Annotated in this window: 14 protein-coding genes and 1 riboswitch; of the genes, 7 read left to right on the top strand and 7 right to left on the bottom strand. The window is 63.2% G+C overall.

Annotated elements, in window-relative coordinates:
* The first annotated feature begins 23 nt into the window (after positions 1 to 23).
* Positions 24 to 1,004, top strand: coding sequence for a hydrolase (locus ACW5W7_RS15870; protein ID WP_456502331.1), 981 nt, complete (start codon positions 24 to 26; stop codon positions 1,002 to 1,004).
* Here ACW5W7_RS15870 and ACW5W7_RS15865 read toward each other — a convergent pair.
* A complete protein-coding gene (locus ACW5W7_RS15865; RefSeq protein WP_456502330.1) occupies positions 989 to 2,140 on the bottom strand; it encodes a membrane-associated sensor domain-containing protein in 1,152 nt (383 codons plus the stop codon). The two genes, ACW5W7_RS15870 and ACW5W7_RS15865, sit on opposite strands and share 16 nt — an antisense overlap.
* 83 nt (positions 2,141 to 2,223) lie before the next feature.
* On the opposite strand from ACW5W7_RS15865, the gene ACW5W7_RS15860 reads away from it, so the two are divergent.
* The 3 genes from ACW5W7_RS15860 to ACW5W7_RS15850 all read left to right on the top strand — a co-directional run bounded on the left by ACW5W7_RS15860 (position 2,224) and on the right by ACW5W7_RS15850 (position 4,080).
* Positions 2,224 to 2,466 carry a YheU family protein gene (locus ACW5W7_RS15860; protein WP_456502339.1) on the top strand — a complete coding sequence of 81 codons (243 nt, stop codon included), beginning with the start codon at positions 2,224 to 2,226 and terminating at the stop codon, positions 2,464 to 2,466.
* A 198-nt stretch (positions 2,467 to 2,664) separates the two neighbouring features.
* Positions 2,665 to 3,534: a phosphoribulokinase gene (locus ACW5W7_RS15855; RefSeq protein ID WP_349921213.1), complete on the top strand. Its 870-nt coding sequence runs from the start codon at positions 2,665 to 2,667 to the stop codon at positions 3,532 to 3,534.
* 15 nt (positions 3,535 to 3,549) lie between these two features.
* Positions 3,550 to 4,080 (top strand): DUF4136 domain-containing protein, encoded by a 531-nt coding sequence (locus tag ACW5W7_RS15850; protein ID WP_456502329.1) that lies wholly within the window; start codon positions 3,550 to 3,552, stop codon positions 4,078 to 4,080.
* Positions 4,081 to 4,141: 61 nt separating this feature from the next.
* Here the strand turns inward: ACW5W7_RS15850 and ACW5W7_RS15845 are convergent, their stop codons facing one another.
* Positions 4,142 to 4,441, bottom strand: coding sequence for a hypothetical protein (locus ACW5W7_RS15845; protein WP_456502328.1), 300 nt, complete (start codon positions 4,439 to 4,441; stop codon positions 4,142 to 4,144).
* Between the two features lie 48 nt (positions 4,442 to 4,489).
* Positions 4,490 to 4,894, bottom strand: a complete 405-nt coding sequence (locus ACW5W7_RS15840; protein ID WP_349921210.1) for an OsmC family protein — start codon at positions 4,892 to 4,894, stop codon at positions 4,490 to 4,492.
* A gap of 313 nt (positions 4,895 to 5,207) precedes the next feature.
* On the opposite strand from ACW5W7_RS15840, the gene crp reads away from it, so the two are divergent.
* Together crp and ACW5W7_RS15830 are read left to right on the top strand one after the other, a co-directional pair.
* Entirely contained in the window at positions 5,208 to 5,846 is a 639-nt protein-coding gene (crp, locus tag ACW5W7_RS15835) for a cAMP-activated global transcriptional regulator CRP (RefSeq protein WP_010673237.1), read from the top strand.
* A gap of 122 nt (positions 5,847 to 5,968) precedes the next feature.
* Positions 5,969 to 6,769, top strand: coding sequence for a putative RNA methyltransferase (locus tag ACW5W7_RS15830; protein WP_456502327.1), 801 nt, complete (start codon positions 5,969 to 5,971; stop codon positions 6,767 to 6,769).
* Positions 6,770 to 6,859: 90 nt separating this feature from the next.
* Here ACW5W7_RS15830 and ACW5W7_RS15825 read toward each other — a convergent pair whose 3' ends face one another.
* The 4 genes from ACW5W7_RS15825 to ACW5W7_RS15810 form a co-directional block, all read right to left on the bottom strand.
* Positions 6,860 to 9,457: a glycosyl hydrolase family 18 protein gene (locus ACW5W7_RS15825; RefSeq protein WP_456502326.1), complete on the bottom strand. Its 2,598-nt coding sequence runs from the start codon at positions 9,455 to 9,457 to the stop codon at positions 6,860 to 6,862.
* Between the two features lie 112 nt (positions 9,458 to 9,569).
* Positions 9,570 to 9,656: riboswitch (cyclic di-GMP riboswitch) on the bottom strand.
* 201 nt (positions 9,657 to 9,857) lie between these two features.
* Positions 9,858 to 13,337 (bottom strand): hybrid sensor histidine kinase/response regulator, encoded by a 3,480-nt coding sequence (locus ACW5W7_RS15820; RefSeq protein ID WP_456502325.1) that lies wholly within the window; start codon positions 13,335 to 13,337, stop codon positions 9,858 to 9,860.
* 66 nt (positions 13,338 to 13,403) lie between these two features.
* The gene (locus ACW5W7_RS15815) at positions 13,404 to 14,549 is read right to left on the bottom strand and encodes a 3-phenylpropionate MFS transporter (RefSeq protein ID WP_456502324.1); all 1,146 of its coding nucleotides are present in this window, start codon (positions 14,547 to 14,549) and stop codon (positions 13,404 to 13,406) included.
* A gap of 154 nt (positions 14,550 to 14,703) precedes the next feature.
* The gene (locus tag ACW5W7_RS15810; protein ID WP_456502323.1) at positions 14,704 to 15,666 is read right to left on the bottom strand and encodes a LysR family transcriptional regulator; all 963 of its coding nucleotides are present in this window, start codon (positions 15,664 to 15,666) and stop codon (positions 14,704 to 14,706) included.
* 215 nt (positions 15,667 to 15,881) lie between these two features.
* On the opposite strand from ACW5W7_RS15810, the gene ACW5W7_RS15805 reads away from it, so the two are divergent.
* Entirely contained in the window at positions 15,882 to 17,351 is a 1,470-nt protein-coding gene (locus tag ACW5W7_RS15805; protein WP_456502322.1) for an MFS transporter, read from the top strand.
* Positions 17,352 to 17,383 lie beyond the last annotated feature (32 nt).

Below are 17,383 nucleotides of genomic sequence, written 5' to 3'. Positions count from 1 at the left end.
TTTCCTCTTTGCGACGAGCCCATATGCTGATTGAAAGCCACTTCCACGCCCCCTGGTGGGCCCGCAATCCCCATCTGCAGACCATCTTGCCCAAGTGGCTGCGCCGGGCGCCGGCCCGCTTCACCCCCGAACGGTTTGAACTGGCAGACGGGGATTTTGTCGATCTTGCCTGGAGCGGCGCCGTCGAGCAGGGTCCGAAACCGCTGCTGGTGCTGTTCCATGGCCTGGAGGGGAGCATCCACTCCCACTACGCCAAGGGGCTCTTTGCCCATCTGCAGCGGCAGGGGAATGACGCCGTCCTGATGCATTTTCGCGGCTGCAGCGGCGAGCCGAACCGATTGCTGCAAGCCTACCACTCCGGCGCCATCGAAGATGCCGAGGCGCTGATCGCCGAGCTGGGCCGACGCTTCCCCGGCAAGCCCATGGTGGCCATCGGTTATTCGCTGGGGGGCAACATGCTGGTAAATCTGCTGGCGCGGGCCTGCCCGAGGGAGCTGACCGCCGCCGTGGTGATCTCGGCCCCGCTCCTGCTGGCAAGCTGCGCCGATCGGGTCAATCAGGGGTTCTCACGGGTCTATCAGCGCTACCTGCTGAGCACCATGCGGGAGAATCTGCAGAGCAAGATCCGCCATCAGGCGGCAGCCCAGGGCACATGGCAACCGGAGCAGGTGGCGCGCATCGCCACCCTGCGGGAGTTCGACGAACAGGTGACGGCGCCACTGCACGGCTTTGACAGTGCGGAGCATTATTACCAGCGCTGCTCGGGGCTCGGCATGCTGGCGCGCATCCCCATTCCCACCCTGGTGATACACGCCGCCGACGATCCCTTCATGACCGGCGCCGTGATCCCCAAACCCGAACAGCTATCCCCCCATGTACGCTATGAGCTGAGCCGCCGGGGCGGGCATGTCGGCTTTCTGCACGGTACCCCCTGGCGCCCCCGCTTCTGGCTGGAGGAGCGCATCAGCCAGTGGCTGCAGGAGCAGACTCAAGGGGCTAGCTGATAGCCGTTTCGTCCCTCGTCCTTGACCCGATAGAGCGCCTCGTCCGCCCGCACCAGTAGCTCGTCTATGCTCTCCCCACTGCGCCACAGGGCAATACCCTGGCTCGCGGTCACCTGTTCGGAGACGCTGGAATCGGCATGGGGGATGGCGCAGAGGGCGAGCTCGCCGGCTATCCGTTTCGCCACTGCCTCGGCGGCGGCCGCATCGGCCCCGTACAGCAGGATCACGAACTCCTCCCCCCCGTAGCGAGCCACCACGTCCGTGGGCTCGCGCAACGAGGTGCTCAGGCAGTCGGCCACGGCGATCAGACACTCGTCCCCCCGCTGATGGCCGTAGCGGTCGTTGAAGCGCTTGAAGAAATCCACATCCAGCAGGATCAGCGCCAGACGCTCGTGCTGCACCTGCACCTCCTTCAAGACCTGCTCGCTGACGGTGGCAAAGAAGCGCCGGTTCGCCACCCCGGTCAGGGGATCGCTGTTGGCCATGGCATCCATCTTGCGCGCCAGCACCAGGTTGTCGTGCTCGCGCTCCACCGCCAGTTCGAACCAGCGATTGAGCAGGCGGCGCCCGGTCTCCAGCACGATGAGCAGGATCACCGTGGCCAGGATGTTCACCAGTACGAAGGGATCCGGGCTCCAGGTCGCCCGTATCATCAAAAACAGCAAGGGGGGCAGCGCCAGGGAGTAGAGCAGCCACCTGTCGCAATAAAACGCGATGAGCGAGGTCAGCAACAGCAGGCTCATCATGTTGAAGACAAAGCTGAAGCCCGCCTTGAGATCCACGAAGGAGAGGGAATAACCCACCAGGGCCCAGGCCAGCCCCCCCATCAGGGCGAGGCCCCACAGGCAGGGCTGCCAGACGGACGTCGGCTGACGGGAGAGCCAGCGCCAGCCGAGGGGCAACAGCAGGCTGGCCCCGCCCATGGAGATCAGCTGCCACTCGTAGTACCAGGGCAGGGATTCCGAGACCGCCAGGTGAGCATCCCAATAGATGTAATAACGTGTCAGCAGGAACAGGATGGCGATCAGGTTGATCACCCAGAACCAGCGCAGCCCGCCGTCCAGGGCCCGCAGACGCGCATCATCCAGGTGATGATCGAAGTGGCTGGCGAGTCGGCGCTGCTCAACGGACAGCATGGGGGGCCCCGCTCAGACAAACTGCTTGCGCTCCGTGCCCAGACAAAGACAATGTCCGCATATCCATGACCGAAGATGAAACCATGATAATCCCCTGGCAAGAACTGGATCCGGAAACCCTCAATAACCTGATTGAACATTTCGTCCTGCAGGAGGGAACCGAATACGGTGAACAGGATGTCAGCCTGGCTGACAAGGTCGATGATGTCAGAAAACAACTGCAGCAAGGTAGTGCAGTCATTCTCTACAGCGAACTCCATGAGAGCATCAATATAGTTCCTCTAGAGTCCCTGCGTCATGTCGACGCCCAGGAGATGCCTGAATAAGGCATCAGCTCCTAGATTAGCGGCAGCTTTATTAACTGCAGATGAAATGCTGTGCAGAATTTTATGGAATTCGCTCTTAAAAAATCAGCGCTTCATACTATCCCTTCGCCCCATCTCGCCCTGTGCCGACCACAGAACACACTTGACCGCACTTTGATCATCCCCTTATAACGGGACTCCCAAGGAAGAGAGAATTCTATGTCGGCCAAGCATCCCATCATTGCGGTTACCGGTTCGTCCGGTGCCGGCACCTCCACCTCCACCAATGCCTTCCGATCCATGTTTCACCAACTGGGTTACAACGCGGCCGTGGTGGAGGGGGACAGTTTTCACCGTTATACCCGGCCCGAAATGGACGTCGCCATCCGCAAGGCCCGCGAGCAGGGCCGCCACATCAGCTACTTCGGACCCGAAGCCAACGACTTCGGCCTGCTGGAATCCTTCTTCCAGGAGTATGGCCAGAACGGCAGCGGCCAATATCGTCGTTACCTGCACAGTTTCGACGAGGCGGTCCCCTTCAACCAGATGCCGGGCACCTTCACTCCCTGGCAGGCGCTGCCCGGCGAGACGGACTTGCTGTTCTACGAGGGGCTGCACGGCGGCGTGGTCACGGAGGAGCACAACGTGGCGCGCCATGTGGACTTCCTCATCGGCGTGGTGCCCATCGTCAACCTGGAGTGGATCCAGAAACTCATTCGCGATACCTCGGAGCGCGGTCACTCCCGGGAAGCGGTCACCGACTCCATCGTCCGCTCCATGGACGACTACATCAACTTCATCACGCCGCAATTCTCCCGCACCCACATCAACTTCCAGCGGGTCCCCACAGTCGACACCTCAAACCCCTTCAGCGCCAAGGTGATACCGAGTCTGGACGAGAGTATGCTGGTGATACGGTTTCGAGGCATCAAGCAGGTGGACTTCCCCTACCTGCTGTCGATGATCGACGGCGCCTTCATGTCCAGGATGAACACCATAGTGGTGCCGGGGGGCAAGATGGGCTTCGCGATGGAGCTGATCCTGCGCCCCCTGATCCAGCAGCTGATCGAAACCGGCAAGATCACCTGAACCAAGGAGTTCACGATGCGCGCCGCACTTCTCTCATTGACACTGGCCGCCCTGCTGGGTGGCTGCAGCACCGGCCCTGCCGCCCCCACGGTGGAAACCGGCACCATGGTAGTGCGTCCGGCCGATGGCTGGCGCTACGGGGCGACCCCGCGCTATGCGCTGGCCGAGCAGTTCCAGTATGCGGGCAACAGCGCGGCCCCCTGGCTGGAGCCGGTGCAGCAGGCGGTCAGCCAGGATCTCGATGGCCGTGGCTGGCGAAGCGTTCCCCTCGATGAGGCCGATGTCTGGGTGGCCATCGGCGTGGCCGGCAGCAAGGACATGAGCGATGGGGAGATCTTCTCCCGCCTAGGCATGACACCGGGGTTGCAGGCCAAGAGTGACGCCCGCAAAGGCACCCTGGCCATACTGCTGCTCGATCGCCAGAGCCAGCAGACGGTATGGAGCAGCGCCATCCAGCTCGCCAGCGACGTGCCCATCGACGACGACAGCCGGCGTCAACTCAGCCATCAGCTTGCCACCCAGCTGCTGGGCGCCCTGCCCCGCTAACCTCCAGAAACACAAAGGCCCGCATGATGCGGGCCTTTTGACACACCAGACAGACGAGCGCTTACTTGAGCTCGCAGGTGAGCAGGGTCACACCATTCTTGACCAGGGTGGCGTTCTTGTCCTGGTGGGTGAAGGTGGTCACACCGTCTGAATAACTGGCGGTATCCTTGGCAGAGTCGATACGTCCCAGCTTGTGATAGACCCCGGCATAGGGGAATTGCACCATGTCGGCCTGGGCATCATAGGTGATGGCCAGCAGCTCTTCCCCGCACTGGTACTGGCTGTACTGATACTGGGTCGGCTGCGGCATGCTGCAGGCGGCCAGCCCAAACAAGGGGAGCAACATCATTATTTTCTTCATTGTAATTTCCTTATGTCATGGTGTTATCGGCAGATCGAGCTACGCGTATCAAGCCTCAAGGATTTGATAACTATGAGTAATTTCTACGGCTTTTTCCAACATCAGGGAAACTGAACAATATTTTTCCATCGACAAGTCCACCGCGCGGGCTACCTGTTTCTCGGCCAATCCCTTGCCGGTGACGACGAAATTGAGATGGATCTTCTCGAACACCCGGGGCACGGACTCGGCACGCTCCCCTTGCAGCTCCACATGGCAGGCGGTCACGGATTGACGCGCCTTCTCCAGGATGGAGACCACGTCGATGGAACTGCAGCCACCGACCGCCAGCAGGATCATCTCCATCGGGCTGGCACCCTCGCCCGGGTTGGCGCCGTCCAGGGTCACCTGATGACCGGACTCGCTCTCGCCCACAAACTTCATGCCTTCCACCCAGCTGACCTTGGCTTTCATCTCACATTTCCTCTCAATGACGACGTTTCTGACGCCCATAGCATACCTCAAGCAGGGGCCGTGTGGCACATACCCATATTCTCGCGAACTTCCCGCCTAATAGATCGAAATCAACATTTTCTTGCCGTCTCTTGCCTAGAATGGCCGGGGCAACGCAACAGGACGAAACAAGAGGCGACTCGCAAAAGTCCCCGAAGCCTTGTCAGCACCGACAAAGGCTCTTATTCTACTGCGACCCGATACAAGGAATGGCAAGCATGGCACCTTGCCCGGACGCACGAGTCCACAAAAATGACACTACAGAGGAAGTCTCATGATCATTGGCAAACCGCAAAGCGATCCCACCCTTGAGTGGTTCTTGTCGCATTGCCACATTCATAAGTATCCCGCCAAGAGCACCCTGATCCACGCCGGCGAGAAGGCAGAAACCCTCTATTACATCGTCAAGGGTACCGTCGCCGTCCTGATCAAGGATGATGAAGGCAAGGAGATGATCCTCTCCTACCTGAACCAGGGTGACTTCCTCGGCGAGATGGGCATGTTTGAAGAGAACGAGAATCCGGAGCGTTCCGCCTGGGTTCGTGCCAAAGGCGCCTGTGAAGTCGCCGAGATCTCCTACAAGAAATTCCGCCAGCTGATCCAGGTCAACCCGGACATCCTGATGCGCCTCTCCGGCCAGATGGCCAAGCGCCTGCAGCACACCAGCCAGAAGGTCGGCAACCTCGCCTTCCTGGATGTGACCGGCCGGATCGCCCAGACCCTGCTGAACCTGGCCAAGCAGCCGGATGCCATGACCCACCCGGATGGCATGCAGATCAAGATCACCCGTCAGGAGATAGGCCAGATCGTCGGCTGCTCCCGCGAAACCGTCGGCCGCATCCTCAAGATGCTGGAAGAGCAGGAGCTCATCTCCGCCCACGGCAAGACCATAGTGGTGTTCGGTACCCGCTAAGCGGGTTCACAGGCGGCCCTGCAACGGGCTGCCGGATAAAAAAGGCTGCCACGGCAGCCTTTTTTGATCGCCTCCCCTATAATCCCGAACGCCTTTCCCTGGCTGCAACCAAGCGAGTACTTATGCATCTTCAATGCCCCCTTTGTCGCGGCGCCCTGCATCTTCATGAAGCCTCCCGTGGCGTCTATTGCGACAAGAAGCATCATTTCGATCCGGCTCCGGAAGGCTATCTCGATCTCATCCCGGGCACCAAGAACCCGAAAGACAGCGACAGCCGCGCCCTGCTGCGCGCCAAGCGACGCTATCTGGAGCAGGGGCACCAATTGCCCGTGATAGAGGCCATGGCGGCCATGCTGGCCCCTCTCGGCGCCCATGAACTCATCCACCTCGGCTGTGGCGAAGGCTATTACTGCCGTGCCTTGGCAGAGCGACTGCCGGGCTGGCGTGTCGGCGGCTTCGATCTGGCCAAGAACGCCATCTTCGCCGCCAACAAGGCCCAGCCAGACGGCCAGTTCGTCATCGCCGATCCGGCCCGTGCCCCGCTGCAGGCGGGCACGGCCCAGGTGCTGCTGGTCAACGACCTCAAGGTCAAGACCGAACTGCTGGTCAACTGGCTGGCACCGGGCGGCTATCTGCTCTATCTGCAGCCGGGCCCACGTCATCAGTGGCAGTTGAGGATCAGCCTCAACCCGGTGAGCATGGAACATCCCCTCAGCTGGCCGAGCCTCGCGGGCCTCGAGCCCGTGGCCAAGGAGCGCTGCCAGTTCAGCACCGGGCTGGATCAAAGCCTGCGGGAACACATCCTCGAGACCAGCCGCCTCGGCTGGCGCGCCAGCGGCGAACAGCGCCACGCCTTCATCCATCAGGGGCCGGACGAGCTGGAACAGGACTTGCTGCTCGGCCTGTGGCAAAAACCGCGCTGATCCATTCTCTTCAGATCAAAAAAGGCCCGAAAGGGCCTTTTTTCTATCACCTGGCGAGTCCGAAGGCATCGCCACATTCATGCACTGTCATCAGTTGCAGCTCGCAGCTCCCTGATCGACCCAGACGGCAGCCTTGCCGGGCTCGTCGCCCTTGGTCCAGTACTGCGCCTTCCACTTGCGGCCGTTATAGGTCGTGAACTCCCCGGCGTTGTAGGCCACACCGGCATTCCAGCCAAGCTGCACCGGGCTCACCAGCTTCCACTGATCCGCAGTCTGGCTCGGCTCGTTGCCCTGGGTCCAGTACTTGGCCTGCCACACCAGTTGCTTGTGGCTCACCTTGTCATTGGTGTTGTAGACGGTGCTGGCACTCCAGGCCGGATGGTTTGCCGCATCCGGATCGGTTGCCTCACAGCCACCGCCGGTGCTGACCGGTTTGACGGTCAAACGGGTAGTGGCGCTGGCATCCAGGGCACCATCGGTCACCACCAGCGTCAGGTCATAGGGGGTGTCGCTGGTGACGCTCGGGCCCGTGACCACCAGGGTCGCACTGTTCTGACCAGTGGCGGTCAGACCCGCCGGCAGGCTCCACTGATAGGTCAGGGTGTCGCCGTTGGGATCCGAAGCGGTGGCCTTGATGGTCACCTGCTTGCCGGACTCCACGGTGGCGGTGGCCGGCACTGTGACCACGGGAGCCAGGTTCGGCTGCGGCGCCTTGTTGGTCACCACCACCTGATCCTTGGCCGTGAGGTTGTGATCGTCGGTCACCGTCAGCTCGAACACCAGATTGATGTCCGCACTGACGCCGTCCAGCACCACACGAGCCTTGGCCTGGGTGGCGTCAAGCAGGGAGACCTGCGGGCCGGAGACCTGCTTCCAGGCGTAGGTCAGCACGCCGCTCTCGGGATCATGGGAAGCGGAACCATTGAGGGTCACCTCGGTCGGGCCGGTGACGCTCAGATCGCTGCCGGCGTTGGCCACCGGTGGTTTGTTGGCGGGCGGCGTGGTGCCTTCACCGTGACCGAGCCCCTCGTGCATGGCGTTGAGGATGTCACCGTTGTCCGCATCGATTTCCCAGGCGAACAGACCGCCGAGCTGGTTAGCCAGCACATACTGCCCCTTGGCCTTGACCGACCGATCGTTGTCGAAACTGATGAGATCCCCGGTGCTGGCCTTGAAGACATATGGCGCTTCGGCCACCTCGTCATAACCCTGCTCCCAGCCCGCGCCCATGCGGTTGTTGACGATGTCGCGATAATCCACCACACCGTTCTCCCAGGTGCCCTTGACGGGGCCGGTGGCGGTGCCGGTGAAGGGGCTGCCGGCCGAGTAGCCATTGACCCCGGTCCAGCCACGACCATACATGGCCGCCCCCACCACGACCTTGCCCGGGGTGACCCCCTGGCCGAGCAGCGCCTTGACGCCCTTGTCGGTGGTGTACTTGGTGGCAGGATCCCAGTTGGAGGCAAACAGGTTGGTCTGGTGAGCCAGGTTCTTCAGATCGAAGGCGCCGCTGAAGTCGTAGCTCATCAGGAAGATGTAATCCATGTACTGCTGGGCCGCCTGATAGTCGACCTTGGCAATCTTGTCGCCGCCGGCGCTGATGGCCGAAGTCAGCTCATACTGGCGGCCGGTCTCGGCTTCCAGTTCATCCAGCATGACGCGCAGCTCTTTCATCAGCACCACATAGGTGGCACCGTCAGCCGGGCCACCCAGGCTGGGGTTGGCGCCCTGACCGCCCGGGAACTCCCAGTCGATATCCACGCCATCGAAGAATTTCCAGGTTTGCAGGAACTCTTTGACCGAAGCGACGAAGGTGTCACGCTTGGTCTTGTCCCCCAGGAAGTAGAAGGGGTCGGACAGGGTCCAGCCGCCCACGGAAGGGAGGATCTTGAGGTCCGGATAAGCCTGTTTGAGGGCCATCAGGTTGCCGAAGTTGCCCTTGTAAGGCTCATCCCAGGCGCTGAGGTTGCCTTGCGACATCTGGATCGCTGCCCAGGGATCATGGATGGCGACCTTGAAGTCCTCGCGACCGGCGCACGCACGCTGCAGCGCCTCGAAGCTGCCGGAGATCTCTTTCAGGCTGTCGTTGATGCCATTACCGCCGCAGATGGGGGTGAAGCCATAGAGGATATGGGTCAGGTTCTGGGCCGCGACCTTGTCCACGGTGAACTTGCGACCATAGACACCCCACTCCACGTAGTAGGCACCCACCACCTTGCCGGACTTGTTGACGTAGGGCTTGTTGTTCTCTTGCAGCGGCGCCTTGAGGGGGACCAGATGGCTGCCGTCCGTGTCGGCGACCATCAACTCCTTCTTGTCGGAGAGGGTGCAGCCATCGGCGTTGCACAGGGCCACCTGCATCTGGTAGCGGCCACCCTTGGTGACCTTGAAATTGGCGGTACCCGCCGCGCTGGCGGCGCCGGACCACACTTCCTTGCCATCGAGCAACACCTTGGCGGTCTGGCCCACATCACCGGACCAGAGGTTCCAGGTCACGCTGACCGGGGCCCCATCCTTGTGGACGGTGACCAGCTTGTTGTAAGAGGTGGCAGCCTGATCGACTTCAACGATGGCGAACTTGGTGGGCCCCGACCCAATGGTGGGTTTACCAGGGGCGGCGGCGAAGGCGGAGGTAGAGCAGATCCCCCCGACCAGCAAGGCCAGCAGGGAATGTTTTGGACTGAACATAGTTGAACTTCCTTATTTCGTTATTGGTATGAACAACGAAAAAGGCAACGCAACCTGACAGGTAACGCAGACAACATCGTCACCATGGCTTGGCTCCATGGACGATACAACCTGTGGTGGCCCCGCTATCTTAGGTACTCGGACCCTTAGACCGGAGGCTTTGCGTCCCGGGCTTTCACCCGGTTTGCCTTTTTGCACAACTTGATTTGCGACGAAAATAATCGCCGAATGACTATAGATGAGAGAGCTGGCCCCGCCACCTAGTAAATATGACAGTGACCGGGACTCACTATTGACAGTTGGCTGCGATCAGGCAGCCAAAAGATAACAACGTCGCCGATAGTATGGATTGATAACCATTATCACCCCATCCAATCAAAGATGGATTCTGTGAATGCAGTCACGCAATGGGTAGCAGCAGGCTGTTCATCAGGGCCCTGAGCTTGAGGGGTTTGACCGGTTTGCTGATATAGCCATAACCGTGTTCACGGATCTGGGCCTGCAACTCGCTCTTGCGATCCGCACTGATGATGATGCCGTCGATGCCATTGCCATGGGCCAGCCGGATCATGTGCAGGGCCTGCAGCCCCGTCTTGCCGTCATCGAGGTGATAATCCGACAGCACCAGCCGCGGCAGGAAGCCACCTGCAATGAGATCCTCCGCCTGGGCCTGACTCTGGGCACAGCGTACCTCGCAACCCCAACGCCCCAGCAGGGAGGCCATGGCAGTGAGGATGTCCTCCTCGTTGTCGATGCAGAGGATCCTGACCCCCTCCAGCTGGCTGTCCCGCACCACGGGGGCTGCCACCGGTTGTGGCTGCACGGGGCGAGCCGCAAGATTGAGGGTGATGGCAAACACCGAGCCCACATCCGGCCAGCTGCGCAGCGAGAGCTGATGGCCCAGCACCAGGGAGATGCCGCGGGCGATGGCGAGCCCGAGGCCGAGCCCCTGCTCGCGGGCGGTGCGGGAGTGATCGAGACGGGAGAACTCGTCGAAGATGGTCTCCTGCTTGTCGTAGGGGATGCCGGGACCGTTGTCCCACACCTCGATGCGCACCTTGTTCCCGAGCCGGCGACAGCCGAGCAGCACCCGCCCCCCCGGGTTGTAGCGAAACGCATTGGTGAGGAAGTTTTGCAGCACCCGGCGCAGCAGACGCACGTCGCTGTGGACCGCGAGCCCGCTCTCCACCACGGAGAACTGGATGTCCCCCGCCTGGGCCAGCACCCCGAACTCTGCCTTGAGGTTGTCGAACACGTCCCGCAGGGCGAAGTCCAGCTTCTTCGCCTTGAACTTGCCCGCTTCGAGCCGGGAAATATCCAGCAGATCCGTGATGAGATCCTCGGTCGCCCCCAGAGCATCGTCGATGTGGCGGGCGATCCGGATCTGCTCAGCCCTCTGCTCCACTCCCTGCTCCCCTGGCAGCATCTCCAGCAGGGAGGAGGTAAACAGCTTGGCGGCATTGAGGGGTTGGGTGAGATCGTGGCTCACCGCCGCGAGGAAGCGGCTCTTGGAGTGATTGGCCCGCTCCACCTGCTGGTTCACCAGCAGCAGCTGGCTGTTGAGCGCCGACAGCTCGCGGGTACGCTCCGCCACCCGCGCCTCCAGGTGCTCATTCGCTTCCCGCAGCACCCGCTCCGCCGCCCGAAACGGGGTGATGTCGGTGAAGGTCATGACGAAGCCCCCCGCCGGCATGGGGTTGCCCTGCATCTCGATCACCCGGCCATCCGGCCGCTCCCGGGCCGAGACGTGGGGGCTGCCCCGCTGCATGAAGGCAACCCGGCGCGCCACATGGGCTTCAATTTCACCGGGGCCGCACAGCCCCTGCTCGGCGTTGTAGCGAATGATCTCCTCGATGGAACGCCCCACCTGGATGAGGCCGTGTGGATAGTGGAACAGCTCGATATAGCGCCGGTTCCAGGCCACCAGCTTGAGCTCCCTGTCCACCACCGAGATCCCCTGCCCCATGTGCTCGATGGCCCCCTGCAGCAGGCCCCGGTTGAAGCGAAACACGTCCGAGGCCTCGTCCACTATGGTGGCGATCTCCTCGAGCTGCATGTTGCGCCCCTGCAGGGCGGAGGCCAGTACCAGCCGCGCCGAGGAGGTACCGAACACCCCGGCCAGCAGCCGCTCCGTGTGGGCGATAAGTTCGGCAGAGGCCTGCATCTGGGGCGCCAGGGTACCGCCGTGTTCGCCGGCGAAACGGCCGAAGGCCCGCTTGACCCGGCTGGAGCCGACGAAGCGGGCCGCCAGCATCTCCAGCTCCTTGACCGAGACCCGCGCCTGATAGAGGGTCGCCTGATCCCGGCTCGGCTTGCCGACGAAGTTCGCCGCCTGCAATCGCTCGCTCACCGCCGCCCGCGACAGCAAGGACCCCGCCACATAGCCGATGAGGTTGAGCAGGAGGCTGATGAAGATGCACCAGGCCCCGAGGCTCAGCTCCCGGAATGCGGGCCAGTTGGGCGGCGCCAGCAGGGCCTCCAGGGGGGAGCCCGCCAGCAGGCCGCTTTCCGCCAGCAACGTCAGGAACCAGAGGCTGACCCCGAGGCCGAGGCCGAGATAGACCCCCTTGCGGTTGCCATGACGCCAATAGAGGCCGAGCAGCAGCGCCGGGGCAAACTGGGCCACGGCCCCGAACGACAGATAACCGATGCGGGAGAGGCTGGTGAGATCCCCGAGCCAGAGGTAGAGGGTCCAGGCCGCCAGCAGGATCAGCAGGATGACGCCGCGGCGCACCTGCAGCAGCAACCGCATCAGCCGCTCATCCCGCCCCTGCTGCCAGAAGCGGCGCAGCAACACCGGCAGCACCAGATCGTTGCTGACCATGATGGCCAGGGCGATGGTGCAGACGATCACCATGCCGGTGGCCGCCGAGGTACCGCCGAGGAAGGCCAGCATCGCCATGCCGTCGAACCCCAGGGACATGGGCAGACTGATGACATAGGTGTCAGACCCCAGATCCGCCCCCACCCACTGCTTGCCCGCCAGGGCCAGAGGCCAGATGAAGAGCCCCATCAGGAACAGATAGAGCGGGAAGACCCAGCGCGCCCAGTGCAGATCCTGACCCTGGTTGTTCTCCACCACAGTCACATGGAACTGGCGCGGCAGGCAGATGACGGCGCACATGGCTACCAGCGTATAGATGGCGAGCTCCAGCAGGCTGCCCGGGGAGACATCCACCACGGCATCCATGAAGTCGCTGGCCACCAGAGAGCGACTCTGGCTCGGCTCGCTGATGATGAGCCAGAGCGCGAAGCCCCCCACCGCCATGAAGGCGAGCAGCTTGACCAGGGACTCGAAGGCGATGGCCACCACCATGCCGCGATGGTGTTCGGTGGCATCCAGGTTGCGGGTGCCGAACAAAATGCTGAAAAGGGCGAGTATGATAGTGACACCCAGAGCCAACTCCCCGGTATTGCCAGTGGGTCCTGCCGGCACCGAGTTCGCCATCAGCAGATCCAGCCCGGTGACGATCGCCTTGAGCTGCAATACCAGGTAGGGAAGTATCCCCATCACGGCGATCAGGGTGATCACCATGGCCAGTCGCTGGGACTTGCCGTAGCGGGCGGCGATGAAGTCGGCGATGGAGGTGATGTGCTCGCGCTTGGCCACCAGGATGAGGCGAGCCAGCAGCCGCCAGCCGAACAGGAACACCAGCATGGGGCCGAGGTAGATGGGGACGGGAGACCAGGGGGACTCGCTGGCCTGGCCCACGGTGCCGAAGAAAGTCCAGGAGGTGCAATAGACCGCGAGCGACAGGCTGTAGAGCAGGGGCTGCCCCTTGAGGCGGCGGCGCTTGCTCTTGTCCGCCACGAAGGCGATGAGGAACAGCAGGCCCAGATAGGCGAGCGACAACCCGATCAGCAACCATCCTTGGTGCATCTGCTCAGACTCCCTTGTCCAGATAGATGAGAGGCGCCGCCCAACCGTCGCGCCGCGAAGTGGTGATCATGAATGCCTCCCGGCAGGGGTCACATCGCGCAGGCGCAACACGAACACCGGCAGCACCACCAATATCATGAGGTAGAAGATGCCGCCACCAAGGGGCTCGAACAACACGCCGCAGAGGGTCATCAGCGCCGCCACCACCATGCCTAGGCCGAGGGCCGCATAGAGCCCCTGGGCCGGGATCATCTGCTCGGGAGGCAGTTGGCGGGTCATGAAGCGGATGGCGCCCAGGTGGCTGATGCAGAAGGTCACCGCATGGAGCAGCTGGCCGAGCACCAGCACACCGATCTCGCTGGAGGCGCCGAGCAGGGCCCAGCGCACCACGCAGCCGATGGCACCGATAAAAAACAGGCTCTGGGCACCGAAGCGCTGCAGGAAGCGCTTGTCGGCGGCGAACATGCAGATCTCCGCCACCACCCCCAGCGCCCAGAGGTAGCCGATGACGGTACCGCTGTAGCCCTCGGCCTTCCAGTAGATGGCGCTGAAACCGTAGTAGGCGGCGTGACTGCCCTGCAGCAGGGCGGTGATGAGCAGGAAGCGCCGCACCGAGGCGGACTTCAGGGTCTCTCTCAGGGAGGCCCTGGCTCGCTCCCCCACCAACTCCTGTGGCGCGGGATGGAGGGGCAGCAGACTCAGCACCAGCATCAGCAGCAGGCCCGCCGCCATGGTGTGCAACACCCAGTCGCTGCCGAAGTTGCCCACCAGGGCCCCCACCAGGGTCGAGGCGACGATGAAGGCGAAGGAGCCGCACAGCCGCACCTTGCCGTAGTCGAGGTGGGTCTGCACCACCATGCGGGTGGCCAGCGCCTCCCCCACCGGCATCAGGGTCGGATAGATGAAGTTTGCCACCAGGGTCAGCGCCACCAGCCACCAGAGATGGTGACTCAGATAGAATCCGAGGAAGGCCAGCAGACTCAAGAGGCAGAGCAGACGGATCAGCGGCAGCAGCTGCCTCGCTCCCTTGATCCGCCCCATGATCAGCAGATTGCCAGCAAAACGTATCGCCATGCCGGCACCGAGCAGCAGACCTATCTGTTCGGCGCTCACCCCGATCCCCTCCAGCCAGAGCGACCAGAACGGCAGGTAGGCGCCATAGACGAAATAGAAGGCCCCGAAGAAGAGGGCTAACCAGGAGAAGGCGGGCATAGAGACTCGGCAATGGCGCAAGGGGCATAGAGAATACCCCATCCTGGCCCAGGTATCCCTAGGGATCCCTGGGATAACCTCATCAATATCAACAAAATGGGGCCTTTGTCTCAACATGCCCACGGGACGCCCGCCCTCGATGGGACAGGCAGCCCTACTCCAGCAACGCCAATCCCTGTGCCTGCGCGATCTCAAGCTCCCCCTGGTTCAGCAGGTGCTCCTGGCTCTCCCCGAGCCGCGCGATGCAGAGATCGATGAAGCGGCGCACCCGGGCGGGCTGCGCCGTGCGGCTGCCGTAGTAGAGATAGAAGCTCAGGCTGTCGCGCACATGTTCAAGCAACAGCGGCACCAGCCGCCCGGTCCGGATATGGGGGGCGACCGTCGAGCCCGCGAACTGGCCGATGATGCTGCCGGCCAGGGCGGCACGCAGCTCCAGTTCCTCATCGTTGGTGGAGAAGGTCGGGGTGACCAGCAGCTCCTGTACGCTCTCCCCGACCCGCACCCGCCAGGGGGCGATGCGACCGTCCTGGCTGCGGCGAAAGGCGCTGCAGCGATGTTGCCCCAGATCCTGCAGACTGCGGGGCACCCCGTGCGTGCGAAGATAGGCGGGGCTGGCGCAGATGATGAGTTGCAGCGGGAACAGACGGCGAGCAACCAACCCCTCCTGGGGTGGATTGCCGAGACGAAAGCCGACATCCACCCGATCCGCCACCCAGTCGCCGAACCTGTCATCCAGCTGGATATCCGGCTGCACGGCGGGATAGAGGTGGCCGAACTCGTCGAGCAGGGGGCCGATGAGGGCGTGCAACACGGTACGCGGTCCGACGATGCGAAGGGAACCCGCATTCTCCTCCCGGCTGTGCCTGGCCGTCTGCAACGCCTGCTGCAATCCGAGCAGGGAGGGCTGGCTGGCCTCGAGGAAGCGCTGCCCCTCCTCGGTCAGGGAGAGACTGCGGGTGGTGCGGTGAAACAGTCGCACCCCGAGGTAGGCCTCCAGCTGGCCGAGGGCCTTGCTGGCCGCCTGGGGGGAGATCTGCAGCGACTTTGCCGCCTTGCTGAGGTTGCCGAGTTCGGCGGTCCGCACGAAGGTGGTGATGGAGCGCAATTCGTTGATCATGAGCTCACTCCGAGCATTTACATCATTTGGTTGTAATTCATTCCCAAGTTTACCGTCTAGTGTGATGACTATCGAGCGCCTAAAGTAGCGGTCATCAGCCTCCTGACGCGGCCCTCTATCACCGGCCACGGGCGTTGGCTTCCATCGTTGACACATCCCTTTGGCACTTAATCTTTGGCACTGATCTTGGGCATGGTGCCCGTGGACCCAGCAACATGACACAGACAAGCTCCCCAACCCATCGCGGCCCCGTGCTCGCCATCATCATGGCCAGCTACCTGATGATCGTCATCGACATCTCCATCGTGCTGACCGGCCTGCCACGCATCCAGAGTGCGCTCGGTTTCAGCCCGGCCGGGCTGTCGTGGATCCAGAATGCCTATACCCTGACCTTCGGCGGCTTCCTGCTGCTGGGGGCCCGGGCCGGCGACATCCTCGGCCGCCGCCGCATGTTCATGCTGGGGCTCGCCATCTTCACCCTGGCCTCCGTCGCCATCGGGGCGGCCCAGTCCCCGGCCTGGATGATCGCGTTTCGCGCCATTCAGGGGCTGGGGGCCGCCGTGCTGGCCCCCTCCACCCTCGCCCTCATCGCCACCCACTTTGAGGAGGGGCAGGCGCGCACCCGGGCCCTCGCCTGGTATGCGGCGGCGGCCGGCATCGGCGCCACCGTGGGACTGGTACTGGGGGGCCTGCTGGCGGATCTCGTCTCCTGGCGCGCCGGTTTTCTCATCAATCTGCCCATCGGCCTGCTGTTCATCGCCGGCAGCCTGCGCTACATCCATGAGACGGATCGCCACCGCGGACGCTTCGATCTCCCCGGGGCCCTGAGCTCCACCCTCGGCATGGGTGCCCTGGTGTTTGGCATCGTCGAGGCAGCCGAAGCAGGCTGGGCCTCCCCCCTCACCTGGGGGAGCCTGGGTGCCGGCCTCTTGTTGCTCGCCGCCTTCCTGTGGACGGAGAGCCGGGCCAGCCAACCGCTGCTGCCCCTCTCCCTGCTCACCCATCCGGGCCGCAACGGTGCCTATGCCGCCCGTCTGCTGTTTCTGTGCGGCATGGCAGGCTTCTGGTTCTTCACCGCCCAGTATCTGCAAGGGGTGCTCGGCTTCTCCCCCATGCTGGCGGGGCTCGCCTTCGTACCGGTGACGGTGCCGCAATTTGCCACCTCGGTGACGGTCCCCGCCATGGCGCGGCGCATCGGCCAGCGCACCATGCTGCTGTGCGGCCTCATCCTGTGTACGGCCGGGGTACTCTGGCTCGGCCTCGCCGCCACCCAGAGCTCGTATCTGCTCGGCGTCTTGCCCCCCATGGTGCTCATCGGCCTGGGTCAGGGCTGGGTGCTGGCCCCCCTCACGGTGGCGGGGGTAGCTGGGGTGGAAAGTCGCAACGCCGGCGCCGCCTCCGGCGTGCTGAACGTGGCCCATCAGCTTGGCGCCTCCCTCGGGCTCGCCATCCTGGTCGTGGTCTATGCCGGGGGTCAGGCTCCCGTCCACGATGTCGCCGCCATGGCCAGACACACAGGTCTCGCCCTGCAGGGTGGCGCGCTCTTCCTGCTGGCCGCCCTGCTGATCTCGGCCCGCTATGTCCGCTTCGATGCGGCGCCCTCCTCCGGCATCGCGGCCAGGGGGGAGACCCCTGCCTCCCCCCGTTCCCCGCAGTGGCTCGCCTGCGAGCAGGAGGGACAATGAATCGGGCCAGCGCCAGGACATTGTCCCTCGGC

This window comes from Aeromonas intestinalis (genome assembly GCF_054052485.1).
This window is presented reverse-complemented; position numbering and strand designations above follow the sequence as displayed.